At 72.3% G+C, this 19,423-nt stretch carries 17 protein-coding genes; 11 read left to right on the top strand and 6 right to left on the bottom strand.

The features are described from left to right. Positions 1–549: 549 nt before the first annotated feature. The gene (locus tag ASD18_RS16235; RefSeq protein WP_056094432.1) at positions 550–1,404 is read right to left on the bottom strand and encodes a helix-turn-helix transcriptional regulator; all 855 of its coding nucleotides are present in this window, start codon (positions 1,402–1,404) and stop codon (positions 550–552) included. Between the two features lie 170 nt (positions 1,405–1,574). Between ASD18_RS16235 and ASD18_RS16230 the strand changes: the two genes are divergently transcribed. Beyond that, complete coding sequence (locus ASD18_RS16230; RefSeq protein WP_056094430.1) at positions 1,575–2,516, top strand: SDR family oxidoreductase; 942 nt, start codon at positions 1,575–1,577, stop codon at positions 2,514–2,516. Positions 2,517–2,714: 198 nt separating this feature from the next. On the opposite strand, the gene ASD18_RS16225 is transcribed toward ASD18_RS16230, so the two are convergent. Genes ASD18_RS16225 through ASD18_RS16215 form a run of 3 tightly spaced genes read right to left on the bottom strand, consistent with a single transcriptional unit; the run spans position 2,715 to position 4,555 of the window. Then, positions 2,715–3,149 (bottom strand): nuclear transport factor 2 family protein, encoded by a 435-nt coding sequence (locus tag ASD18_RS16225; RefSeq protein WP_056094427.1) that lies wholly within the window; start codon positions 3,147–3,149, stop codon positions 2,715–2,717. Continuing rightward, complete coding sequence (locus ASD18_RS16220) at positions 3,140–4,015, bottom strand: MBL fold metallo-hydrolase (protein ID WP_235522434.1); 876 nt, start codon at positions 4,013–4,015, stop codon at positions 3,140–3,142. The genes ASD18_RS16225 and ASD18_RS16220 overlap by 10 nt, the downstream gene beginning before the upstream one ends. A gap of 45 nt (positions 4,016–4,060) precedes the next feature. Further along, a complete protein-coding gene (locus ASD18_RS16215; protein WP_056094421.1) occupies positions 4,061–4,555 on the bottom strand; it encodes a MarR family winged helix-turn-helix transcriptional regulator in 495 nt (164 codons plus the stop codon). A gap of 279 nt (positions 4,556–4,834) precedes the next feature. On the opposite strand from ASD18_RS16215, the gene ASD18_RS16210 reads away from it, so the two are divergent. Beyond that, entirely contained in the window at positions 4,835–5,452 is a 618-nt protein-coding gene (locus tag ASD18_RS16210) for a hypothetical protein (protein WP_156388046.1), read from the top strand. Positions 5,453–5,496: 44 nt separating this feature from the next. Here ASD18_RS16210 and ASD18_RS16205 read toward each other — a convergent pair whose 3' ends face one another. Further along, positions 5,497–6,936 carry an HD-GYP domain-containing protein gene (locus ASD18_RS16205; protein ID WP_056094415.1) on the bottom strand — a complete coding sequence of 480 codons (1,440 nt, stop codon included), beginning with the start codon at positions 6,934–6,936 and terminating at the stop codon, positions 5,497–5,499. Between the two features lie 208 nt (positions 6,937–7,144). Between ASD18_RS16205 and ASD18_RS16200 the strand changes: the two genes are divergently transcribed. Both ASD18_RS16200 and ASD18_RS16195 read left to right on the top strand, forming a co-directional pair. After that, positions 7,145–8,413 carry a glycoside hydrolase family 16 protein gene (locus ASD18_RS16200; RefSeq protein WP_056095244.1) on the top strand — a complete coding sequence of 423 codons (1,269 nt, stop codon included), beginning with the start codon at positions 7,145–7,147 and terminating at the stop codon, positions 8,411–8,413. 88 nt (positions 8,414–8,501) lie between these two features. Further along, positions 8,502–9,389, top strand: coding sequence for a phenylalanine 4-monooxygenase (locus ASD18_RS16195; protein WP_056094412.1), 888 nt, complete (start codon positions 8,502–8,504; stop codon positions 9,387–9,389). Here the strand turns inward: ASD18_RS16195 and ASD18_RS16190 are convergent. After that, positions 9,386–11,236: an FAD-binding monooxygenase gene (locus tag ASD18_RS16190; RefSeq protein WP_056094410.1), complete on the bottom strand. Its 1,851-nt coding sequence runs from the start codon at positions 11,234–11,236 to the stop codon at positions 9,386–9,388. The genes ASD18_RS16195 and ASD18_RS16190 overlap by 4 nt on opposite strands. A 102-nt stretch (positions 11,237–11,338) precedes the next feature. On the opposite strand from ASD18_RS16190, the gene ASD18_RS16185 reads away from it, so the two are divergent. Genes ASD18_RS16185 through ASD18_RS16155 form a run of 7 tightly spaced genes read left to right on the top strand, consistent with a single transcriptional unit; the run spans position 11,339 to position 19,406 of the window. Further along, complete coding sequence (locus ASD18_RS16185; RefSeq protein WP_056094406.1) at positions 11,339–12,985, top strand: thiamine pyrophosphate-binding protein; 1,647 nt, start codon at positions 11,339–11,341, stop codon at positions 12,983–12,985. Positions 12,986–13,021: 36 nt separating this feature from the next. Then, positions 13,022–14,488: a fumarylacetoacetate hydrolase family protein gene (locus ASD18_RS16180; RefSeq protein ID WP_056094403.1), complete on the top strand. Its 1,467-nt coding sequence runs from the start codon at positions 13,022–13,024 to the stop codon at positions 14,486–14,488. Continuing rightward, positions 14,470–15,162, top strand: a complete 693-nt coding sequence (locus ASD18_RS16175; protein ID WP_369817305.1) for a GntR family transcriptional regulator — start codon at positions 14,470–14,472, stop codon at positions 15,160–15,162. Before ASD18_RS16180 ends, ASD18_RS16175 begins: the two co-directional genes overlap by 19 nt. A 12-nt stretch (positions 15,163–15,174) precedes the next feature. Next, the gene (gene hpaE / locus ASD18_RS16170; protein WP_056094401.1) at positions 15,175–16,659 is read left to right on the top strand and encodes a 5-carboxymethyl-2-hydroxymuconate semialdehyde dehydrogenase; all 1,485 of its coding nucleotides are present in this window, start codon (positions 15,175–15,177) and stop codon (positions 16,657–16,659) included. A gap of 1 nt (position 16,660) precedes the next feature. Further along, positions 16,661–17,824: a 3,4-dihydroxyphenylacetate 2,3-dioxygenase gene (gene hpaD, locus ASD18_RS16165; protein ID WP_056094399.1), complete on the top strand. Its 1,164-nt coding sequence runs from the start codon at positions 16,661–16,663 to the stop codon at positions 17,822–17,824. After that, positions 17,821–18,612: a 2-keto-4-pentenoate hydratase gene (locus ASD18_RS16160; RefSeq protein WP_235522433.1), complete on the top strand. Its 792-nt coding sequence runs from the start codon at positions 17,821–17,823 to the stop codon at positions 18,610–18,612. The genes hpaD and ASD18_RS16160 overlap by 4 nt, the downstream gene beginning before the upstream one ends. Beyond that, complete coding sequence (locus ASD18_RS16155) at positions 18,597–19,406, top strand: aldolase/citrate lyase family protein (RefSeq protein ID WP_056094396.1); 810 nt, start codon at positions 18,597–18,599, stop codon at positions 19,404–19,406. The genes ASD18_RS16160 and ASD18_RS16155 overlap by 16 nt, the downstream gene beginning before the upstream one ends. Positions 19,407–19,423 lie beyond the last annotated feature (17 nt).

Here is a 19,423-nt window from a genome sequence, read left to right as displayed (position 1 = left end):
TGCACCGGCCATCCACGCGCACGCGCCAGGGCCACCAGCTCCACGGACGGACGCGTCACGGCCCGGCAGGCGCACCGGTCCCAGACCCACCGCGCGTACCCCACATCCCCACGGACCAGGACCAGCCACCGCACCTGGTGGGACCAGAACGGCTCACCAGAGACCTGGTCCTCCGGCTCCAGCGGTAGGCCCCCTGGGCACCGGGGTGCACACCAGGCAACGGCTTCGGGCGCGTGTCCACCCACGTGTCCGCCACCGTGTCCGCCAGCGGCCCCACACCACTGACCCCGTAGTCCACACCCCGGTCCGCGTCCCTGGCCTTCCGGCGGCGCACCTGCGACCGCTTCCGGCATCGCTCCGAACAAAACCGCGCCCGAACATGAGCACCCAGGACGTCCAGGTCCCGAGAACACTCACCGCACAGGCGCGGGACGACTTCCCCACCAGGGCCAGAACCGGACGCGCCAGGTCCGGGCCGATGGGGACCGATGCCGAACGATTCGAAGCCATCTCATCGCGCTCTGAGCGCGAGTCGCGGGGTGGCGCAGCTCACCGCGCCTGCGCACCGAGCTGCTGCCGACCTACGACCGCGAGCAGCTGGAGCCGCGCCGCGCTCTCGCTGCCCGGGACCGCCGTGTAGACCAGCAGCAGGTGCGACTGCGTCGGGTCGACAAGCGTCTGACAGCTGAGTTCCAGCGCGCCGACCTCGGGGTGCACGAACCGCTTCGTCTCACTCGGACGAAGGCCGACCTCGTGCCGCTCCCACAGATCGCGGAACTCGGCGCTCCGGTCGAGCAGCAGCTCGGCGTACCGCGCCGCGCGCGAGTCCGGCCCGCGTCGGGTGAGGACCTCTCGCAGCCCCGACGCGTACAGCCGGGACAGGAACCCGTGGTCCTCGGGCTCGTACAGTGCGCGGGCGCCCGGGTCGGCGAACCACCGATACCCGAGACTGCGCGACGGGCCGGTGAACCGCGTGGTGTCGCCCGTGAGCGCCACGCCGGGCGGGGTCTGGCGCAGGGTCTCGCCGGTCTCGGTGACGACCTCGGCGGGCGTGTCCTGCAGCCGGTCGAGGATCCGGAGCAGGCCTGGGCCGACGTGCTCGCCGCTGGCGCCGCGGGCCGGCGGGCGGTGCCCGGCGAGCAGGAACAGATGGTCGCGCTCGCCGAGAGACAGGTGGAGGCCCTGCGCGATCGAGGCGATCATCTGCTCGGATGGTTGCGGCCCCCGCTCACGCTCCAGCCGCGAGTAGTAGTCGCTCGACATGTGGCAGAGCACGGCGACCTCCTCGCGGCGCAGGCCGTCGGTGCGGCGGCGGGGGCCTCGCGGCAAGCCGACGTCCTCCGGCTGCAGCGATTGGCGCCGCCGGCGGAGGAACTCCGCGAGCCCTGCCCTGTCGATGTCCATGCGCCACCCTCCCCCGGCCGGGCCGGTCGGCCATCGCCACGGTCCCGCCGTCGTTTCTACCCGCCACGCTGCAGTGGATCCACGGCCTGACGATCCCCGGATGAGCGCGCCCTGGATAGGTCCGGCCGCCTCGGCGACGGTGGAGCCCCACCCCACCACGAGGAGCCACCGTGTCCCGAGCAGACATCGACATCACCGTGCCTGACCAGTCTGGCCGCAGGGCCGTCGTCACCGGCGGCAGCGACGGGATCGGACTCGGCATCGCGACCCGATTGGCGGCCGCCGGGGCCGAGGTCGTCCTGCCCGTGCGGAACCCTCGCAAGGGCGAGGCCGCCCTCGCCAGCATCCGCGCGGCGGTCCCCGGGGCTGACGTGTCCCTGCGCAGCCTCGACCTGTCGTCGCTCGCCTCCGTCGCGGCCCTGAGCCGGACGCTGCTCGACGAGGACCGGCCCGTGCACCTGTTGATCGGCAACGCCGGCGTCATGACGCCGCCCGACCGGCGCACGACCGCCGATGGGTTCGAGCTACAGCTCGGCACCAACTATCTCGGCCACGCCGCCCTCGTCCTGCACCTGCTGCCGCTGCTGCGTGCTGGCCACGCGACGGTCACGTCGCAGGTGAGCGTCGCCGCGGCACGCGGCGCGGTGCACTGGGACGACCTGAGCTGGGAGCGCTCGTACGACGGGATGGCGGCATACCGCTCGTCGAAGATCGCGTACGGGCTGTTCGGCCTCGAGCTCGCCCGGCGCAGCGCGGCAGCGGGCTGGAGGATCACCAGCACCCTGTCCCACCCGGGCGTCGCCCCGACGAGCCTGCTCGCCGCACGCCCCGAGGTCGGCCGGACGGAGGACACCCGGGAGATCCGGCTGATCCGATGGCTGTCGGCGCGCGGTATCGCCGGCACGGCCCGGACCGCCGGGCTGCCCGCTCTGTATGCCGCCACGTCCCCTGACGCCCGCAGCGGGCGGCTCTACGGGCCGCGGGGGCCTGGGCACCTGGCCGGCGCGCCGGCCGAGCAGCGGATGTACCGGCCACTGCGCAGCGCCGACGAGGCGAGGCGGGTGTGGGATACGACGGAGCGGCTGCTGGAGGGCGTGGTGCGCGGGGCGTGACCGCTGGGGCCGGCCCGAGAGATCCGTGCTCGCTGCCCTCGAGGTCTTCGGAGCCGCAGGAGCGATCCTCCCGCTCTCGTCTCCGCGACGATCTCGATCAGCACCGCGATCATCGGCTTCCGCACCGTCAGACCGACGGAGGGACGGTCGGAGCCGACGAGCTCCGACCGTCCCTGCCGACGTGCCCGAGGTTCCGCGTCACTCCCCCACCGGACGCGCGGCCTCGGCGACCAGCGCGGTGTCGACGAACTGCTCGAACCGCACGATCAGGCCCCCGCGCACGATGAAGTGGTGGGCGACCCGCACGTTCAGCGCCTTGCGGCTGGTCCGGTGGGTGGCGGTGTACCGGGCGAGCACGACGACGTTCTCCCCCTCGACCACGTACGTGTCGTCGTGAGCCGTCCATGCGTCCCAGTCCCGCCCGAGCACCTCCATGACGTGCGAGGTGACACCGTCCGGGGTGCGATACGTGCCGGCCAGCGGGAAGCCGGCCATCTCGGTCCATTCGACATCGGGGGCCAACGTCGCCCGCAGCGCGTCGAGGTCACCGGCGGCGGACGCGAGGTACTGCCGGCGCACGACGTCGCGGGGCGAGATCGAGGTCACCGGATCGGAGGTGTCCGTCAACCCCATGTCATCTCCCCCTTCGCGACCTTCGGTCCGAGCTGGGCGGCGATCAGCATCCCGGAGCTCGGATACGCGGCGACCAGCGCGGCGGTCGCCGCTGCGCCGTCGGCAGCCTCGGCCAGGATCCGCTCGAAGTCCTGCAGGTAGGTGCGCGTGTAGTCCAGGGCGCTCGGGTCGTTCGCGGCGCCGGGCAGCCGGTGGCCGGGGACGACGAGCCGCGGGTCGAGCGCCTGCATCTGGTCGAGCAGGTCGATCCACGCCGCGCGCTGCGGCTGGGTCGCGGTGTCGGCCGTCCACACGTGCTCCTGCTGGAAGACGAGCACACCGCCGAGGATGGCCCGGTCGTCGGAGCCCCAGAGGTAGTGCCGGTCCGGCAGCAGGGCCGATCCCCCGCGCAGCTCGAGCCGGTGCCCGTCGACCTCCAGGAACTCGGCGGTCAGCGGGGTGAGCGGGACCAGGCGCGTGGGCAGGTTGGCGCCGAGGGCGGCCCAGGCCTTGAGCTTTCCCTCGAACGACGCCTGGATGTGCTCGATGACGATCGGGGTGGCCAGGAGCACGGCGTCCGGGAACGCGTCGGCCACGACCTCGAGGCCGAAGTAGAAGTCGGGGTCGGCGTGGCTGACGAAGACGGTGGTCAGGGTCTTGCCGGAGTCCAGGATCGCCGCGACCAGGCGGTGGCCGTCAGCGCGGGTGAAGCCGGCATCGACCAGGAGCGCCTCGCTGGGACCGGTGACCAGGACCGCCGACTTGTTCGGCGAGCCTGCTGGGAAGTCGAGATCGAACACCTCGAAGTCGAGCGACATGGCGGGAGTTCCTTCCTCGTCGGCACCCGGTGGACCGGAGGCCAGCAGCGCGTCGCGCCGCATGCGCATCGCAACATTGGCTGACTAGTCAGCTATTCCCGACGAGGACGCTGATCACGGCATGACCGGCAGTGCCGTCGCCGCGCTCTTGCTCAGCGTCCGTATCGCCTCAGCAAACACCGCAGCCTGATCGGGTGTCAGCACATCGATGAGGTACCGCTCGATGTTGCGCGCGTGCAGGGCGCTCGCCGCAACGACGAGCTCCTCGCCGCGGCGGGTGAGCTCGACGAGCTGCACCCGCCCATCGTCAGGAGACGCGTGACGCGTGACCAGACCCTGCGCGGACGCGCGATCGACCAGCCGGGTGGCTCCGCCGGAGGTCAGGACCCTCGCCTGAGCGATGTCCCGGACGGCGATGCCACCCGGACCTGCCCGCCCGACCACCAGCAGGAGCTCGAACAAGGAATGGCTCAGTCCCGTGCCCTCCGCCAGCGCGCGGCCGAGGAGGAACTCCAGCCGGTTCGCAGCTCCGAGCAACCGGCCGAACACCAGGATGCGCGGATCGTTGGCGGCCTCCCGGGCCGTGGCGAACTCTCTGTCTGCGGTCACGCCCCAACCCTAGAGACGCGGCATCGACGACTTGTGATCCCGCCGCGGCCCATGGCGCGACGTCCCCGGCGCGTGGCTCGTTCGTACCGGTCCCGATGCCGACTGTGTGCCCAAGGAGCGGTCGCCGCCCGGTCGACACCTCCGGGTGAGGGAGACCTCTGCCCTAGCATCGCTCCCGTGCTCACGCACGCAGCACTCTGGGGTCAGAGGGGATGTCGGATGCCGCTGAGGATGCTGAGGGTCTGGGTCGCCGCGGTTCTTGGCGCGTCGGGTGCGCTGATGATCGCCGCGTCACGGCAGCGATGGGCGTGCTCAGGCGTCGAGGCGTGCGAGCGGCGGCAGGACCACCTCTTCGACTTCCTGCCGCCGGCCGAGCCCTGGGAGCAGGCCGGCAGCGCCGCGCTGCTGGGCGGCGTGTCGTTGCTGGTACTCGCGATCGCGTTGCCGCTCCTGCCGTGGGCACTGACCGGGCGCCGTCCCGGGCTCGTCTCCGCGATCGGTCTGCTCGCCTCCGAGCCCGCGCTCGTGGCGGTCGCCGTGGCGACGCTCCGGTCCGGGCTCTCCGGTGCGGTGGTCGCCCCCACGCTCGGTGCGTGGTCGGTCGCGATCTGGATGGTCGGACCGCCGGTCCTCCTCGCACGGTTCGCCGTCGGCGCCCGCGGGTGGGCGCGCGCTTCCGCAGTCCTCCTGATCCTGGCGACACCGCTCGTCGCTGCCGTCACCTACGCCATCGGGGAGTACGACGCCCGGCCCTGGTGGGAAGCGACCTCCGGGTCGATCACCGTTGCCGCCGCGCTGTGCTTGCTCGTCGCAGCTGCGTGGCAGGCTCCCCGCTCCCTCGAACCGGATGCGGCGCCCTTGCGGGCCGACGTCGGGTCCACCACTCAGCCTCGGTAGAGCACCGGAAGGCCAGAGCGCCCAGGCAGCAGCTCCCGACGCGGTCAGGACCGCTCGTCCTCCTTCGCCTTCTTCTCCTTCTTCACCTTCTTCGCCTTCGTTGCTGAGTCCTCGGGGTCCTGGGTGGGCGGCGGCGTGGCGATCGGTGGAAGGGCCGTGGACGGGGCCGGCACCGGGAGGGGCGGTGCCGACTCGATCGACGCCGGCGGCGGTGTGGTCTCGGGCGCGTTCGTTGAGCCTGGTGAGGTGGGCGCAGCCCCGCCCCTGCCGTCGCCGGAGCGAGGTGTCCCTGTGGACACGTCGCCGCCAGGGACGGAGGTGGCCGACTCGGGCGAGAGCGGGACGTCGGCGAGCGCGATCCCCGCGGCGGTCGCTGTGGACACCGACAGCATGAGGCCGATCGCTCCGGTGCTCTTGAGCGCGCCCGCGGTGGTGACCCTCTGCACGACGGACGGCAGGTCGGTGGCGAAGGAGGGCAGGCCGGGCAGGACCGAGAGAACGCTCAGAGGTCCGGCGACGCGGCGCAGGCTGCCGAGCCCGATGGCGAGGAAGGCCCGGACGACCTGCGGGTCGAACTGCTCACCTGCGCACCGCGCCAGCTCTGCGCGGGCAGCCGACGCGGGCAGCGCGCGCTTGTAGGACCGCGCCGAGGTGATCACGTCGTATGCGTCGGCGACAGCAACGATGCGCGCACCCCTGTTGATGGCCTCACCCGCCAACCCGGCGGGGTAGCCGGCACCGTCCCAGCGCTCGTGGTGCTGGCCGATCACGTCCAGCCACGGGCCGAGCCACTCACCGAGCGGCTGGACGATCTCCATGCCGGCCTCGGGATGGCCCGCCAGGACGTCCCACTCCTTCGTCGTGGGCTCACCCGGCTTGCTCAGGAGACTCGCGGGAACGCTCAGCTTGCCGATGTCGTGCAAGAGCGCGGCCCAGCTCAGCTTGGCGGCGTCCTGGCCCGAGAGACCCAGCTCCTTGCCGATCAGCGCCGAGTAGGCCTGGACCCGCTCGCTGTGACCGCGGGTGAGCTGGTCGTGATCACTGATGGCCGCGACGAGGCCCAGGATGCGCGCGGCGTGCTCGTCGTCGGGACGCAGCTCGCGGGGGTGCCGGAGGGCGACCAGCCTCGCCTGGAGCGCGTTCGGCGAGTAGTGGCTCATGGCCACGGCGAGCCGGGACGGCGCACGGTCCGGGAAGTACAGCGTGAGGCGCAGCAACGTCGTCAACGGCAGGAACCTGCGGCCCAACCGCGACGCGAGCACCAGGACCACCGTCGCGCAGCAGATCTCGACGAGCATCCAGATCCACGGGTTGACCCCGAGCCGGCGCGGCGGGAACCAGTGCACGGCAGCCAGGCCCAGCCCGATCGAGAGGACGACGGGAACGGCGGCGATCAGCGTCCGGATGGCCCCCGCCAGGATCGGCCGGCCTTTCCAGACCCCGAGACTCGCGTCGTCGTAGTTCTGCGTGGGACCGAAGGCCATCTGCTGACTTCGACATTCCGGACGCCGACCTTGACACCACGTTCGGGTGACCGTCCGTCACACTTACTTGCAGGTCAGTAAGAGTTGTCGTTACTGTCGGCCCAAATCGGACAAGTCGCCCCCTCGCCGTGCGCAGCGTAGTGACACGTGTCATCGGGCGATGCCGACCACGGCCCGTCCGATCGACGACCGGTTCCAGGAGGCAACGATGCATCCCGTACGCCCACGCACCGCCACCCACCGAGCACGAGGGCTCGCCGCGGCACTCGGCGCCGCCGCTCTCGTCGCCGCCGGGCTCGTCGCCTCGACGGCTGCACCCGCAGAGGCCGCGATCGGCGACGTCATCTGGTCGCAGGAGTTCAACGGCTCCGCCGGCAGCGCCCCCGACTCCGCCGTCTGGAGCTACGACACCGGTGCCGGCGGCTGGGGCAACGCCGAGCTGCAGAACTACACGACGTCCCGCAACAACTCCGCGCTCGACGGGCAGGGCAACCTCGTCATCACCGCCCGGCGCGAGGGCGACGGGTCGTACACGTCCGCGCGGCTGCAGAGCAACAACAAGGTCGAGCTGACGTACGGCCGCGTCGAGGCCCGCATGCAGATCCCCCGCGGTCAGGGCATCTGGCCGGCGTTCTGGATGCTCGGCGCCGACTTCCCCCAGACGTCGTGGCCCTCGTCGGGCGAGATCGACATCATGGAGAACATCGGCAAGGAGCCGCATCGCATCTACGGCACGGTGCACGGCCCCGGCTACTCGGGCGGCAGCGGCATCACCGGCGTGTACCAGCACCCGCAGAACTGGTCGTTCGCGGACACCTTCCACACCTTCGCCGTGGACTGGAAGCCCGGCTCGATCACGTGGTCCGTCGACGGCAACGTCTTCCACCAGGTGACGAGGGCCAGCGTCGGCGGCAACGCGTGGGTGTTCGACAAGGCGTACTTCCTCATCCTCAACGTCGCCGTCGGCGGCCAGTGGCCCGGCTACCCCGACGGGACGACCCAGCTCCCGCAGCAGATGAAGGTCGACTACGTCCGCGTCTACGACAACGGCTCGGGCTCCGGTGGCGGCGGGGGCGGCGGCTCCCTCCCGACGGGCACCGGCACCATCCGCGTCGCGAACACCCTGTGCCTGGACGTCCCCTGGGCGCAGACGCACGACGGCAACCCGATCCAGGTCGTCGGCTGCAACGGCAACGCCGCCCAGCAGTGGACCCGCGGGTCCGACGGCACCGTCCGGGCGCTCGGCAAGTGCCTTGACGTCAGCGGCGGCGGGACCGCCAACGGGAGCGTCGTGCAGCTGTGGACGTGCAACGGCACCGGCGCCCAGAAGTGGACCTACGACTCCGCGACGCGTGCGCTGAAGAACCCGCAGTCGGGTCGCTGCCTCGACGCCGTCGGCGGCACGCCCGTGCACGACGGGCAGCGCGTGAACCTGTGGGACTGCCACGGGGGCGCGAACCAGCAGTGGTTCCTCTGACGCGGTGACCGCGGTCCGGCAGCCTGGTCGATCCAGGCTGCCGGACCGGGGGATGCGCGGAACGCGCTTTCGGCGTAGAACGGGTCGCATGTTCGAAGAAGGACAGCTCTACGCCCCCGTCACCGCCGACGAGGACGGCAAGGTCACCGTGCACCTGGCGGACGACCACCCCGGTGCGAACGACCCGGAGTACCGCCGTCGCCGCGAGGAGATCGCTGGTCCTGCACTGGGGTGGCAGCCCGGCGACCCTGTGCCACGCGTGCAGTACACCGACTCCGAGAACGAGATCTGGCGCACGGTGTGCCGCGAGCTCGCGCCGAAGCACGAGCGGCTCGCGATCCGCGGCTATCTCGAGGGCAAGGAAGCCCTCGCGCTGCCGACCGACCACGTGCCCCAGCTCGACGAGGTCAGCGCCGGCCTCGATCCGCTGAGCGGGTTCCGGCTGCACCCGGCGGCCGGTCTGGTGCCGCTCGACGTGTTCTACGGGTCGCTCGCCGACGGGGTGTTCCACTCCACCCAGTACCTGCGCCACCCGTCGCAGCCGCTGTACACGCCCGAGCCGGACGTCATCCACGAGGTCGTCGGCCACTGCAACCTGCTCGCCAACCCCGCGATCGCCGAGGTCAAGCGGCGCGCCGGCGAGGCCGCGCGACGGTGCGAGACGCCCGAGGGGCTGCAGTACGTGGCGGACGTCTTCTGGTTCACCATCGAGTTCGGGGTGATGTACGAGCACGGCGAGCTCCGCGCGTACGGTGCCGGGCTGCTGTCGTCGTACGGCGAGATCGAGGAGTTCCGGGGCGCCGACATCCGGCCCGTCGACTTCCACCAGATGGCCACGCTGGCGTACGACATCAGCCACTACCAGCCGATCCTGTTCGCCTGCGACGGCATGGGCGAGCTCACGGACCGGGTGGGCGGGTTCTTCGCCGAGTTCGACGACGAGACACCGGCCCGGCTCGCGCGCGGCGCCGCCTAGCCGACCGGCTGCGTGCTCGACTCGAGCAGGTGCTGCGCGAAGAACGCCGAGAGCTCGTCCGTGGCATGGAGCGGCAGGACGGCCGCGACGTACTGGTCCGGCCGGACGACGACGACGCACCCGGCACGGTCGACGCCCCGCAGCTCGAAGATGTCGTCGTCCGGGTGCGTGGCGAACACCCTCTCGTAGTCGACGAGCTCGAACGGCCCGGTGCGGGGCAGGAAGACCTGCGGCACGGCCGCGACGTCGACATCGACGTGCCGCTGCTGGTAGACGACCTTGAGGTCGACGACGTCCCCGCTCACCGGTGAACCGACCATCCACGTGGCCCAGGTGGTGAGCGCGTCGGCGCCGCGGTCGGCGAACACGTAGACGCGCCAGCGGCCGTCGGCCCGGTGCTGGTGCCCGAGGTGCAACGGGTTCGCGTCGGCGACCCGGACGACGGGTGCGGACTTGAACCGCTTGCCGACCGGGAACCCCGTGGCGAGCGCCTGGTGGGTGGGCTCGGCGACGACCATCGACGGCGCGTACTGCGTCATGAACCCGAAGAGGAACTCGGTGGTGCGCACGTAGAACTCGGCGAGCCGGCCGGGGTCCCCCAGCTCCTCGGGCGTCTTCGCCATGAGCGTGGACCACTCCTTGTCGAAGTCGATGAGGTTCTGCGCGACCACCTGGCGCTCGGCGGAGTACGTGGCGAGCAGGCTCTCCGGGCTCCGGCCCGAGAGCACGTACCCGAGCTTCCACGCGAGGTTGAAGCCGTCCTGCATCGAGACGTTCATGCCCTGGCCGGCCTTGGCGCTGTGGGTGTGGCACGCGTCACCGGCGATGAAGACGCGCGGTGTGCGCGTGCCGATCTCCGCGACGGGCACGTCGTCGAACCGGTCGGTCAGCCGGTGCCCCACCTCGTACACGCTGTGCCAGGCGACGTGCCGCACGTCGAGCATGTAGGGCTGCAGGATCGCCTGCGCCCGCGCGATGATCTGCTCGATCGTCGTGCTGCGTACCTCGTGGTGGGAGTCGGGGTCGATCTCACCCAGGTCGACGTACATGCGGAACAGGTGACCGCCCTCGCGCGGGATGAGCAGGATGCTGCCCCCCGCACCCGACTGGATCGCGCACTTCAGGCGGATGTCCGGGAAGTCGGTGACGGCGAGGACGTCCATGACGCCCCACGCGTGGAACGCCGAGTTCCCCTGCATGGTGCAGCCGATCGCGGACCGCACCCCGCTCCGGGCACCGTCGGCGCCCAGGACGTACTTGGCCCGCACCACCTTCTCCTGCCCGGCCCGCTCGCCCGCGGTCCGCACCAGCGTGACGGTGACGTGGTCGTCGGACCGCTCGAGACCGCGGAACTCGTAGCCGTAGTCCGGCGCCATCCGGCTCGGGGAGTTCGCCATGTACTCGGCGAAGTAGTCGAGCACCCGTGCCTGGTTGACGATGAGGTGCGGGAACTCGCTGATGCCGTGCGGGTCATCGGGCGGCCGTTCGCCGCGCACGATCCGCGACGGCTCCGCCGGGTCCGGGTGCCAGAAGCACATCTCGGTGATGCGGTAGGCCTCCTCGGCGATCCGGCCGGCGAACCCGAACGCCTGGAACGTCTCGACGCTGCGCGCCTGGATGCCGTCCGCCTGCCCGATCGCGAGCCGGCCGTCGCGGCGGTCGACGATCCGGGTGACGACGTCGGGGAAGTGGGAGAGCTGCGCGGCCGCGATCATCCCCGCCGGGCCGGCGCCGACGATGAGGACGTCCACCTCGTCGGGGAGCTCGTCGGGCCGGTCGAGGCCCACGCCGGCGGCGGGCTGGACCCGCGGGTCGCCGGAGACGTAGCCGTGGTGGTGGAACTGCATGGGACTCGCTCCCCTGACGCCGGTGTCGAGGTGTGACGGATCGTATATTATCCCTTCCACGCCGCAACGACGCGGTCGCCCCGGCCCGAAAGGCCTTGACCCATGCCGACGGTTTCCGCGCACGTCGCGGTCACGCTCGCCGCCCACGTCGACCACGTCTTCGGGGTCATGGGCAACGGCAACGCGTACTTCCTCGACGCCCTGACGTGCCAGACCGACGCCCGCTTCGTCGCGGTGCGGCACGAGGCGGGCGCCGTCGTCGCCGCTGACGCCTTCCACCGGTCCTCCGGCCGGCTCGCCGCGGCGACGACGACGTACGGCGCCGGGTTCACCAACACCCTCACCGCCCTGGCCGAGGCGGTGCAGGCCCACGTGCCGCTCGTCCTCGTCGTCGGGGACGAGCCGACGTCCGGACCGCGACCCTGGGACGTCGACCAGATCGCGATGGCCTCGGCCGTCGGCGCCCGGACCTACACGGTGGGCCGCACGGACGCCGCCGCCACCACCGTCATCGCCGTCGAGCACGCGCTGACCTACCGGGTGCCGACCGTGCTCGCGATCCCCTACGACGTCGCGACCCTGGACACGGGCCCGGTGCCCGAGACGCCGACCCCGCGCCTGCCCCCGCCGCTCGCCGTGCGCGGGGCGTTCGCCGACGGTGTCGTGCGGGAGATCGCGACTGCCCTGTCCGCCGCACGGCGGCCGCTGCTCCTCGCGGGACGCGGCGCCTGGGAGGCCGGTGCGGGCGAGGCGCTGGGCGCACTCGCCGACGCGACCGGCGCGCTGACCACGACGACCGCGCTCGGTCGAGGGGTCTTCCCCCGGCCCGAGTTCGACCTCGGCGTCTCCGGCGGGTTCGGGGCCCAGGGGGCGATGGAGCTCGTCCGTGAGGCCGACGTCGCGGTGGTCGTCGGCGCCTCCCTCAACCAGTTCACGATGCGGTTCGGCGACCTGTTCGCCCCCGGGTGCCGCGTCTTCCAGGTCGACGTCGCGCCCGCGGCGACGCACCCGCACGTCGGGGGCTACGTCCGGGGTGACGCGGCGGTCGTCACCGAGGCGATCCTCAAGGAGCTCGACGGAGCCACACCCAGCGGGTGGCGCGAGTCCGTCGACCTCGCGGCCGCACGACGGCAGGAGCCCGGGGACGGCACCGCCGCAGACGGCCGGCTCGACCCGCGCACCGCGGCAGCCCGCCTCGCCGAGCTGCTCCCGGAGGACCGCGTGGTCGTGTCCGACGGCGGGCACTTCCTGGGCTGGTCGAACATGTACTGGCCCGTGGCCGCACCCGACCGGATGGTGATGGTGGGCACCGCGTTCCAGGCCATCGGGCTCGGATTCCCCAGCGTGGTGGGCGCGGCGCTCGCCCGGCCCGAGGCCACGGTGGTCCTGACCACCGGCGACGGCGGCGGGCTGATGGCCCTGTCCGACCTCGAGTCGGCGGTGCGCGTGGCGGGCGGCCGCGGGATCGCGGTGGTGTGGAACGACGGGGCGTACAGCGCGGAGATGCACCTCTACGGGCGCAAGGGGCTGGCGCGCGAGCCGATGCTCATCCCCGACGTCGACTTCGCCGGCGTGGCCACCGCGCTCGGCGCGCAGGGCGTGGCCGTCCGGACGGTCGAGGACCTCGACGCGCTGACGCACTGGCGCACCCGCCCGGAGACCGACCGCCCGTTCCTGCTCCTCGACCTGCGGGTGTCCGGCACGGTGGTCGCACCCTTCTGGGAGGAGATCTCCCGGGCGAGCGGCTGACGACGCAGGACCTCTCCACGACCGGCAAGGGAGCTCATGACCGACGACAGCACGGACCGCAGGTTCTCCGCCCTGCCCGGACGGCCGGGCAAGATCGTGGCGGTCCACCTCAGCTACGCGTCGCGCGCCGACCAGCGCGGCCGCCGCCCTGCGCACCCGTCGTACTTCTTCAAGCCCTCCAGCTCCGTCGCGCCCTCCGGCGGCACCGTCGAGCGTCCGCTCGGCACCGAGCTGCTCGCCTTCGAGGGCGAGATCGCGCTCGTCATCGGCACCGCCGCCCGGCGTGTGCCCCTGGCCCGGGCGTGGGACCACGTCGCGTGGGTCACGGCGGCGAACGATCTCGGGCTGTACGACCTGCGCGCGAACGACAAGGGCTCCAACGTCCGGTCCAAGGGCGGCGACGGCTTCACCCCGATCGGACCCGGCCTCCTCGACGCCCGCACGGTCGACCCGGGCGCGCTCCGGCTGCGGGCCTGGGTCAACGGCGAGCTCCGTCAGGACGACACGACCGCCGGGCTCCTCTTCCCCCTGGCCCAGCTCGTGGCCGACCTCTCCCAGCACCTCACGCTCGAACCCGGCGACGTCATCCTCGCGGGCACCCCGGCCGGCTCGTCCGTCGTCGTGCCCGGGGACGTCGTCGAGGTCGAGGTCGACGTGGCCGGTGGCCCCACCTCCGGACGGCTCGTCACGACCGTCACCCAGGGCGCGCACGGGTTCGACGACGCCCTCGGGTCCCTGCCCGCCGTCGACGACGTCCAGCGCGCGGAGGCGTGGGGCTCACGGGCTGCCGCCGGGCTGGCGCCGGAAGGCCTCCCCCCCGCGCTGCGCGAGAAGCTCATGCAGGCGCCGGTCGCCGCGCTCAGCGCCCAGCTGCGCAAGCGCGGCCTGGACGAGGTGACGATCGACGGGGTCCGGCCGATGCACCCCGGTGCCAAGCTCGTCGGCACCGCGCGCACCGTGCGGTTCCTGCCCGGCCGCGAGGACCTGGTCGCCCGCCACGGCGGTGGCCACAACGCCCAGAAGCGCGCGTTCGACGCAGTCGGCGAGGGCGAGGTCCTCGTCGTCGAGGCACGCGGTGAGACCGGGTCCGGCACGCTCGGCGACATCCTCGCCCTGCGCGCCCACGCGCGGGGCGCGGCCGGCATCGTCACCGACGGCGGCGTCCGTGACTACGCCGCCGTCGCCGCCGTCGGCATCCCCGTCTACTCGGCGGGCGCCCACCCTGCCGTCCTCGGCCGCCGGCACGTGCCGTGGGACGTCGACGTCGCCGTCGCGTGCGGTGGGACCACCGTCGAGCCCGGCGACATCCTCGTCGGCGACGGCGACGGCGTGGTCGTCATCCCGCCCGCGCTCGTCGAGGAGGTCGTCGACGCCGCCCTGGCCCAGGAGGAGGAGGACAGCTGGATCGCCGGGCAGGTGGCCGCCGGTCACCCCGTGGACGGGCTCTTCCCGATGGACGCGCGGTGGAGAGCGAGGTTCGACGCATGGCGCGCGAGCAGATGAGCGAGGCGGCGGAGCGCAGCAAGTCGCAGCTCGCCTACCACTGGCTCAAGGAGCGGATCGCGAGCGAGGAGCTCACCCCGGGGTACCGCCTGGTGCTCGGGTCCATCGCCGACCAGCTGGGGATGAGCGTCGTGCCGGTGCGCGAGGCCATCCGCCGGCTCGAGGCCGAGGGGCTGGTGACGTTCGAGCGGAACGTCGGGGCGCGCGTGTCGATGATCGACGACACCCAGTACCGGCACAGCATGGAGGCGCTGGCCATCCTCGAGGGGGCCGCCACCGCGCTCGCGGCCAGGCACCTGACCGATGACGACCTCCGGCAGGCACGCGACCTCAACCGCCGCCTCGTCGAGTCGCTCGACGACTTCGACCCGCACCGGTTCACCGCGGTGAACCACAGCTTCCACGCGGTGCTCTTCGCCGCCTGTCCCAACCCCCGCATGCGAGCCCTGGTCGACGCGGAGTGGACCCGGCTCGGCCACCTGCGCGACTCGACCTTCAGCTTCGTGCCCGGCCGTGCGCAGGAGTCGGTGCGGGAGCACGAGGTGCTCCTCGACCTGATCGAGACCGGCGCACCCCTGCCCGACATCGAGCGAGCGGCCCGCGGGCACCGGTCCGCCACGCTCGCCGCCTACCTCAGCCACGAGCACCCCGACGGCGTCACGACCTCACTCTGAGAGGCACACCCCATGCCCACCGACCTCCCCGAACGCCTCCGGCACTACATCGGCGGCGAGCACGTCGACTCCGCCGACGGCGCGACGTTCGAGGTCCTCGACCCGGTGTCGAACGAGACGTACCTGCACGCCGCGGCCGGCAAGGAGGCGGACGTCGACCGGGCCGTCGCGGCAGCGCGTCGGGCGTTCGAGGAGGGGCCGTGGCCGCGGATGCTGCCGCGGGAGCGGTCGCGGGTCCTGCACCGCGTCGCCGACATCGTCGAGTCGCGCGACGCCCGGCTCGCCGAGCTCGAGAGCTTCGACTCGGGCCTGCCGATCACGCAGGCACTCGGCCAGGCGCGTCGGGCCGCCGAGAACTTCCGCTTCTTCGCCGACCTGGTGGTCGCCCAGACCGACGACGCCTACAAGGTGCCCGGCCGGCAGATCAACTACGTCAACCGCAAGCCGATCGGCGTCGCCGGGCTCATCACGCCCTGGAACACCCCGTTCATGCTCGAGTCGTGGAAGCTCGGCCCCGCGCTGGCCACGGGGAACACGGTGGTGCTCAAGCCCGCCGAGTTCACGCCCCTGTCCGCCTCGCTGTGGGCCGGGATCTTCGAGGAGGCCGGACTGCCCGTCGGCGTGTTCAACCTCGTGCACGGGATCGGCGAGGAGGCCGGCGACGCGCTGGTCAAGCACCCGGACGTCCCCCTCATCTCGTTCACCGGCGAGAGCCGGACCGGGCAGCTCATCTTCGCGAACGCGGCGACGCACCTGAAGGGCCTCTCGATGGAGCTCGGGGGCAAGTCCCCCGCCGTGGTCTTCGCCGACGCCGACCTCGAGGCCGCGATCGACGCGACGATTTTCGGGGTGTTCTCGCTCAACGGCGAGCGGTGCACGGCGGGCAGCCGGATCCTGGTCCAGCGCGAGATCTACGACGAGTTCGTCGAGCGCTACGCCGCCCAGGCGGAGCGGATCGTCGTCGGGCCCCCGCACGAGGCGGCGACCGAGGTCGGTGCGCTCGTGCACCCGGAGCACTACGAGAAGGTCATGGGCTACATCGAGCTCGGCAGGACCGAGGCCCGTCTCGTCGCCGGGGGCGGGCGACCTGAGGGCTTCCCGACCGGCAACTACGTGGCCCCGACCGTCTTCGCCGACGTCCCGGCGGACGCCCGGATCTTCCAGGAGGAGATCTTCGGCCCGGTCGTCGCGATCACGCCGTTCGACACCGACGAGGAGGCGCTCGCGCTGGCGAACGGCGTGAAGTACGGGCTCGCGGCCTATGTGTGGACCAACGACCTGCGGCGGGCGCACACCTTCGCCCAGGCGGTCGAGTCGGGCATGGTCTGGCTCAACAGCAACAACGTCCGTGACCTGCGCACCCCGTTCGGGGGCGTCAAGGCCTCCGGCCTCGGGCACGAGGGCGGGTACCGCTCGATCGACTTCTACACGCACCAGCAGGCCGTGCACGTCACGCTCGGCGAGGCGCACCACCCGACCTTCGGCAAAGGACACTGACGTGAGCACGACGCCGCTGACCCCCGACGGGCCCGAGCCCGTCGTGACCGTCGAGGACCCGATCCGGGCAGCCGACCCGATCCCGACTCCGTCGTCCCCGCCGCCGGACATCCTGCGCGCCGCGTCCATGGAGCTCGTCGTCACCGACCTCGCCGCGTCACGGCACTTCTACGCCGACGTCCTCGGGCTGGTCGTGACCGAGGAGGACGCGGAGACGATCTCCCTGCGCACCTACGAGGAGTTCATCCACCACAACCTCGTCCTGCGCAGGGGTCCGGTGGCGGCGGCCGCCGCGCTCTCCTACCGGGTCCGCTCCCCCGGGGACCTCGACAAGGCGGTCGCGTTCTACCGCGAGCTCGGGTGCCGGGTCGAGCGGCGGGCAGACGGCTTCGCGACGGGCGTCGGGGACTCGGTCCGGGTGCAGGACCCTCTCGGGTTCCCGTACGAGTTCTTCCACGAGGTCCAGCACGTCGAGCGGCTCGCGTGGCGCTACGACCTCTACACGCCGGGCACCCTCGTGCGCCTCGACCACTTCAACCAGGTCACCCCCGACGTCCCGCGTGCCGTGCGGTACATGGAGGACCTCGGGTTCCGGGTGACCGAGGACATCCAGGACGAGGCGGGGACCACCTATGCCGCGTGGATGCGCCGCAAGCCCACGGTCCACGACACGGCGATGACCGGCGGGAACGGTCCGCGGATGCACCACGTCGCCTTCGCGACCCACGAGAAGCACAACATCCTGGCGATCTGCGACAAGCTCGGCGCGCTGCGGATGTCGGACCGCATCGAGCGCGGCCCCGGCCGGCACGGCGTGTCCAACGCGTTCTACCTGTACCTGCGCGACCCCGACGGGCACCGGATCGAGATCTACACGCAGGACTACTACACGGGAGACCCGGACAACCCGGTGGTCACCTGGGACGTCCACGACAACCAGCGCCGCGACTGGTGGGGCAACCCGGTCGTCCCGTCCTGGTACACCGAGGCGTCCCTGGTGCTCGACCTGGACGGCAACCCGCAGCCGGTCGTCGCCCGCACGGACACGAGCGAGATGGCGGTGACGATCGGGGCGGACGGGTTCTCGTACACCCGCAAGGGGGACGCTCCCGACGAGCTCCCGAGCTGGAAGCAGGGCGAGTACAAGCTGGGGCACCAGCTGTGACCGGCCTGCCGACCGAGACGATCGCAGCGATCGCCGACGAGCTGGCCGGCGCCGAGCGGGACCGGACCACCATCCCGCTTCTCACGGCGCGCCACCCCGGCATGACGGTCGACGACGCATACGCGGTGCAGGGCGAGTGGCGCCGGCGGGCGGTGGCCGCCGGGCGGCGACCCGTCGGCCGCAAGATCGGTCTGACGTCGAAGGTCATGCAGGCGGCGACCGGCATCGACGAGCCCGACTACGGGGCGATCTTCGCCGACATGGTCTACGAGAACGGCTCGGTGATCGAGCACGGCCGGTTCTCGAACGTCCGCATCGAGGTCGAGCTGGCGTTCCGGCTGGCGGAGCCCCTCGACGGGCCCGACGCGACGATCTTCGACGCCCTGCGGGCCACCGAGTACGTGGTTCCTGCGCTGGAGATCCTGTCCTCGCGCATCGAGCTCGCCGGCCGGACGATCGTCGACACGATCAGCGACAACGCCGCGATGGGTGCGATGGTCCTCGGGGGCACCCCGGTCAGGCCCGACGACGTGGACCTGCGCTGGGTGGCTGCGATGCTGCACCGGAACGAGACCATCGAGGAGTCCGGCGTCGCGGGAGCGGTGCTCGGCCACCCTGCTCTGGGGGTGGCCTGGCTGGCGAACAAGCTGGCCCAGCACGGTGACCGGCTCGAGGCCGGCGACCTCGTGCTCGCGGGCTCGTTCACCCGACCGATCTGGGTGCAGCCGGGCGACACCGTGCTGGCCGACTACCGCGACCTGGGGACGATCACATGCCGCTTCGTCTGATGCCGACGTTCCGTGACGCGCTCGGGACGGCCCAGCGGCCGCTCGCGGGCATGTGGGTGTGCACGGGCAGCCCGCTCGTCGCCGAGATCTGCGCGGGCTCCGGGCTGGAGTGGCTGCTCGTCGACATGGAGCACTCGCCGAACGGGCTGGAGTCCGTGCTCGCGCAGCTCCAGGCGGTCGCCGCCTACCCGGTGACCCCGGTCGTGCGGGTCCCGGTCGGCGACGTCGTCACCATCAAGCAAGTCCTGGACCTCGGGGCGCAGAACCTGCTCGTGCCCATGGTGTCGTCGGCGCAGGACGCGCAGGCGGCGGTCGAGGCCGTGCGCTACCCGCCGCGCGGCCGGCGGGGCGTCGGCTCGGCGCTCTCCCGTTCGGCCCGGTGGAACCGGGTCGACGGGTACCTCGACGACGCCGACCAGCACGTGTCGTTGTTCGTGCAGATCGAGACGATCGAGGGTGTGGCAGCCGCCGGAGCGATCGCGGCGGTGGACGGCGTCGACGGCGTGTTCGTCGGGCCGTCCGACCTCGCCGCCTCGATGGGGCTGCTCGGCCAGCAGAGCCACCGGGACGTCGTCGCCGCGGTCCACCGGACGTTCGAGGCCGTGCGTGCTGCGGGCACGCCGGTCGGGGTCAACGCGTTCGACCCGACCCTGGCGCGCTCGTACACGGACGCCGGCGCCTCCTTCGTGCTCGTCGGTGCCGACGTGACGCTCCTCGCGCACGGGTCCGAGGAGCTCGCCCACCGGTTCGCCCCCGCGACCGTCGACCCGGGCCGGGATCCCGCCGCCACGTGATCCCGGCCGCGGGCCGC

Origin of the sequence: Cellulomonas sp. Root137, assembly GCF_001426725.1 — a bacterium.
Lineage (GTDB): Bacteria > Actinomycetota > Actinomycetes > Actinomycetales > Cellulomonadaceae > Cellulomonas.
This window is presented reverse-complemented; position numbering and strand designations above follow the sequence as displayed.

Bases quoted from the DNA above. Each gene is read 5' to 3' on its own strand.
- ASD18_RS16200 (WP_056095244.1), top strand. From the start codon at position 7,145: ATGCATCCCGTACGCCCACGCACCGCCACCCACCGAGCACGAGGGCTC.
- ASD18_RS16225 (WP_056094427.1), bottom strand. From the start codon at position 3,149: ATGGGGTTGACGGACACCTCCGATCCGGTGACCTCGATCTCGCCCCGC.
- ASD18_RS16180 (WP_056094403.1), top strand. From the start codon at position 13,022: ATGACCGACGACAGCACGGACCGCAGGTTCTCCGCCCTGCCCGGACGG.
- hpaE (WP_056094401.1), top strand. From the start codon at position 15,175: ATGCCCACCGACCTCCCCGAACGCCTCCGGCACTACATCGGCGGCGAG.
- ASD18_RS16210 (WP_156388046.1), top strand. From the start codon at position 4,835: ATGATCGCCGCGTCACGGCAGCGATGGGCGTGCTCAGGCGTCGAGGCG.
- ASD18_RS16235 (WP_056094432.1), bottom strand. From the start codon at position 1,404: ATGGACATCGACAGGGCAGGGCTCGCGGAGTTCCTCCGCCGGCGGCGC.
- ASD18_RS16185 (WP_056094406.1), top strand. From the start codon at position 11,339: ATGCCGACGGTTTCCGCGCACGTCGCGGTCACGCTCGCCGCCCACGTC.
- ASD18_RS16175 (WP_369817305.1), top strand. From the start codon at position 14,470: ATGGCGCGCGAGCAGATGAGCGAGGCGGCGGAGCGCAGCAAGTCGCAG.
- ASD18_RS16155 (WP_056094396.1), top strand. From the start codon at position 18,597: ATGCCGCTTCGTCTGATGCCGACGTTCCGTGACGCGCTCGGGACGGCC.
- ASD18_RS16220 (WP_235522434.1), bottom strand. From the start codon at position 4,015: ATGCGCATGCGGCGCGACGCGCTGCTGGCCTCCGGTCCACCGGGTGCC.
- ASD18_RS16190 (WP_056094410.1), bottom strand. From the start codon at position 11,236: ATGCAGTTCCACCACCACGGCTACGTCTCCGGCGACCCGCGGGTCCAG.
- ASD18_RS16195 (WP_056094412.1), top strand. From the start codon at position 8,502: ATGTTCGAAGAAGGACAGCTCTACGCCCCCGTCACCGCCGACGAGGAC.
- ASD18_RS16205 (WP_056094415.1), bottom strand. From the start codon at position 6,936: ATGGCCTTCGGTCCCACGCAGAACTACGACGACGCGAGTCTCGGGGTC.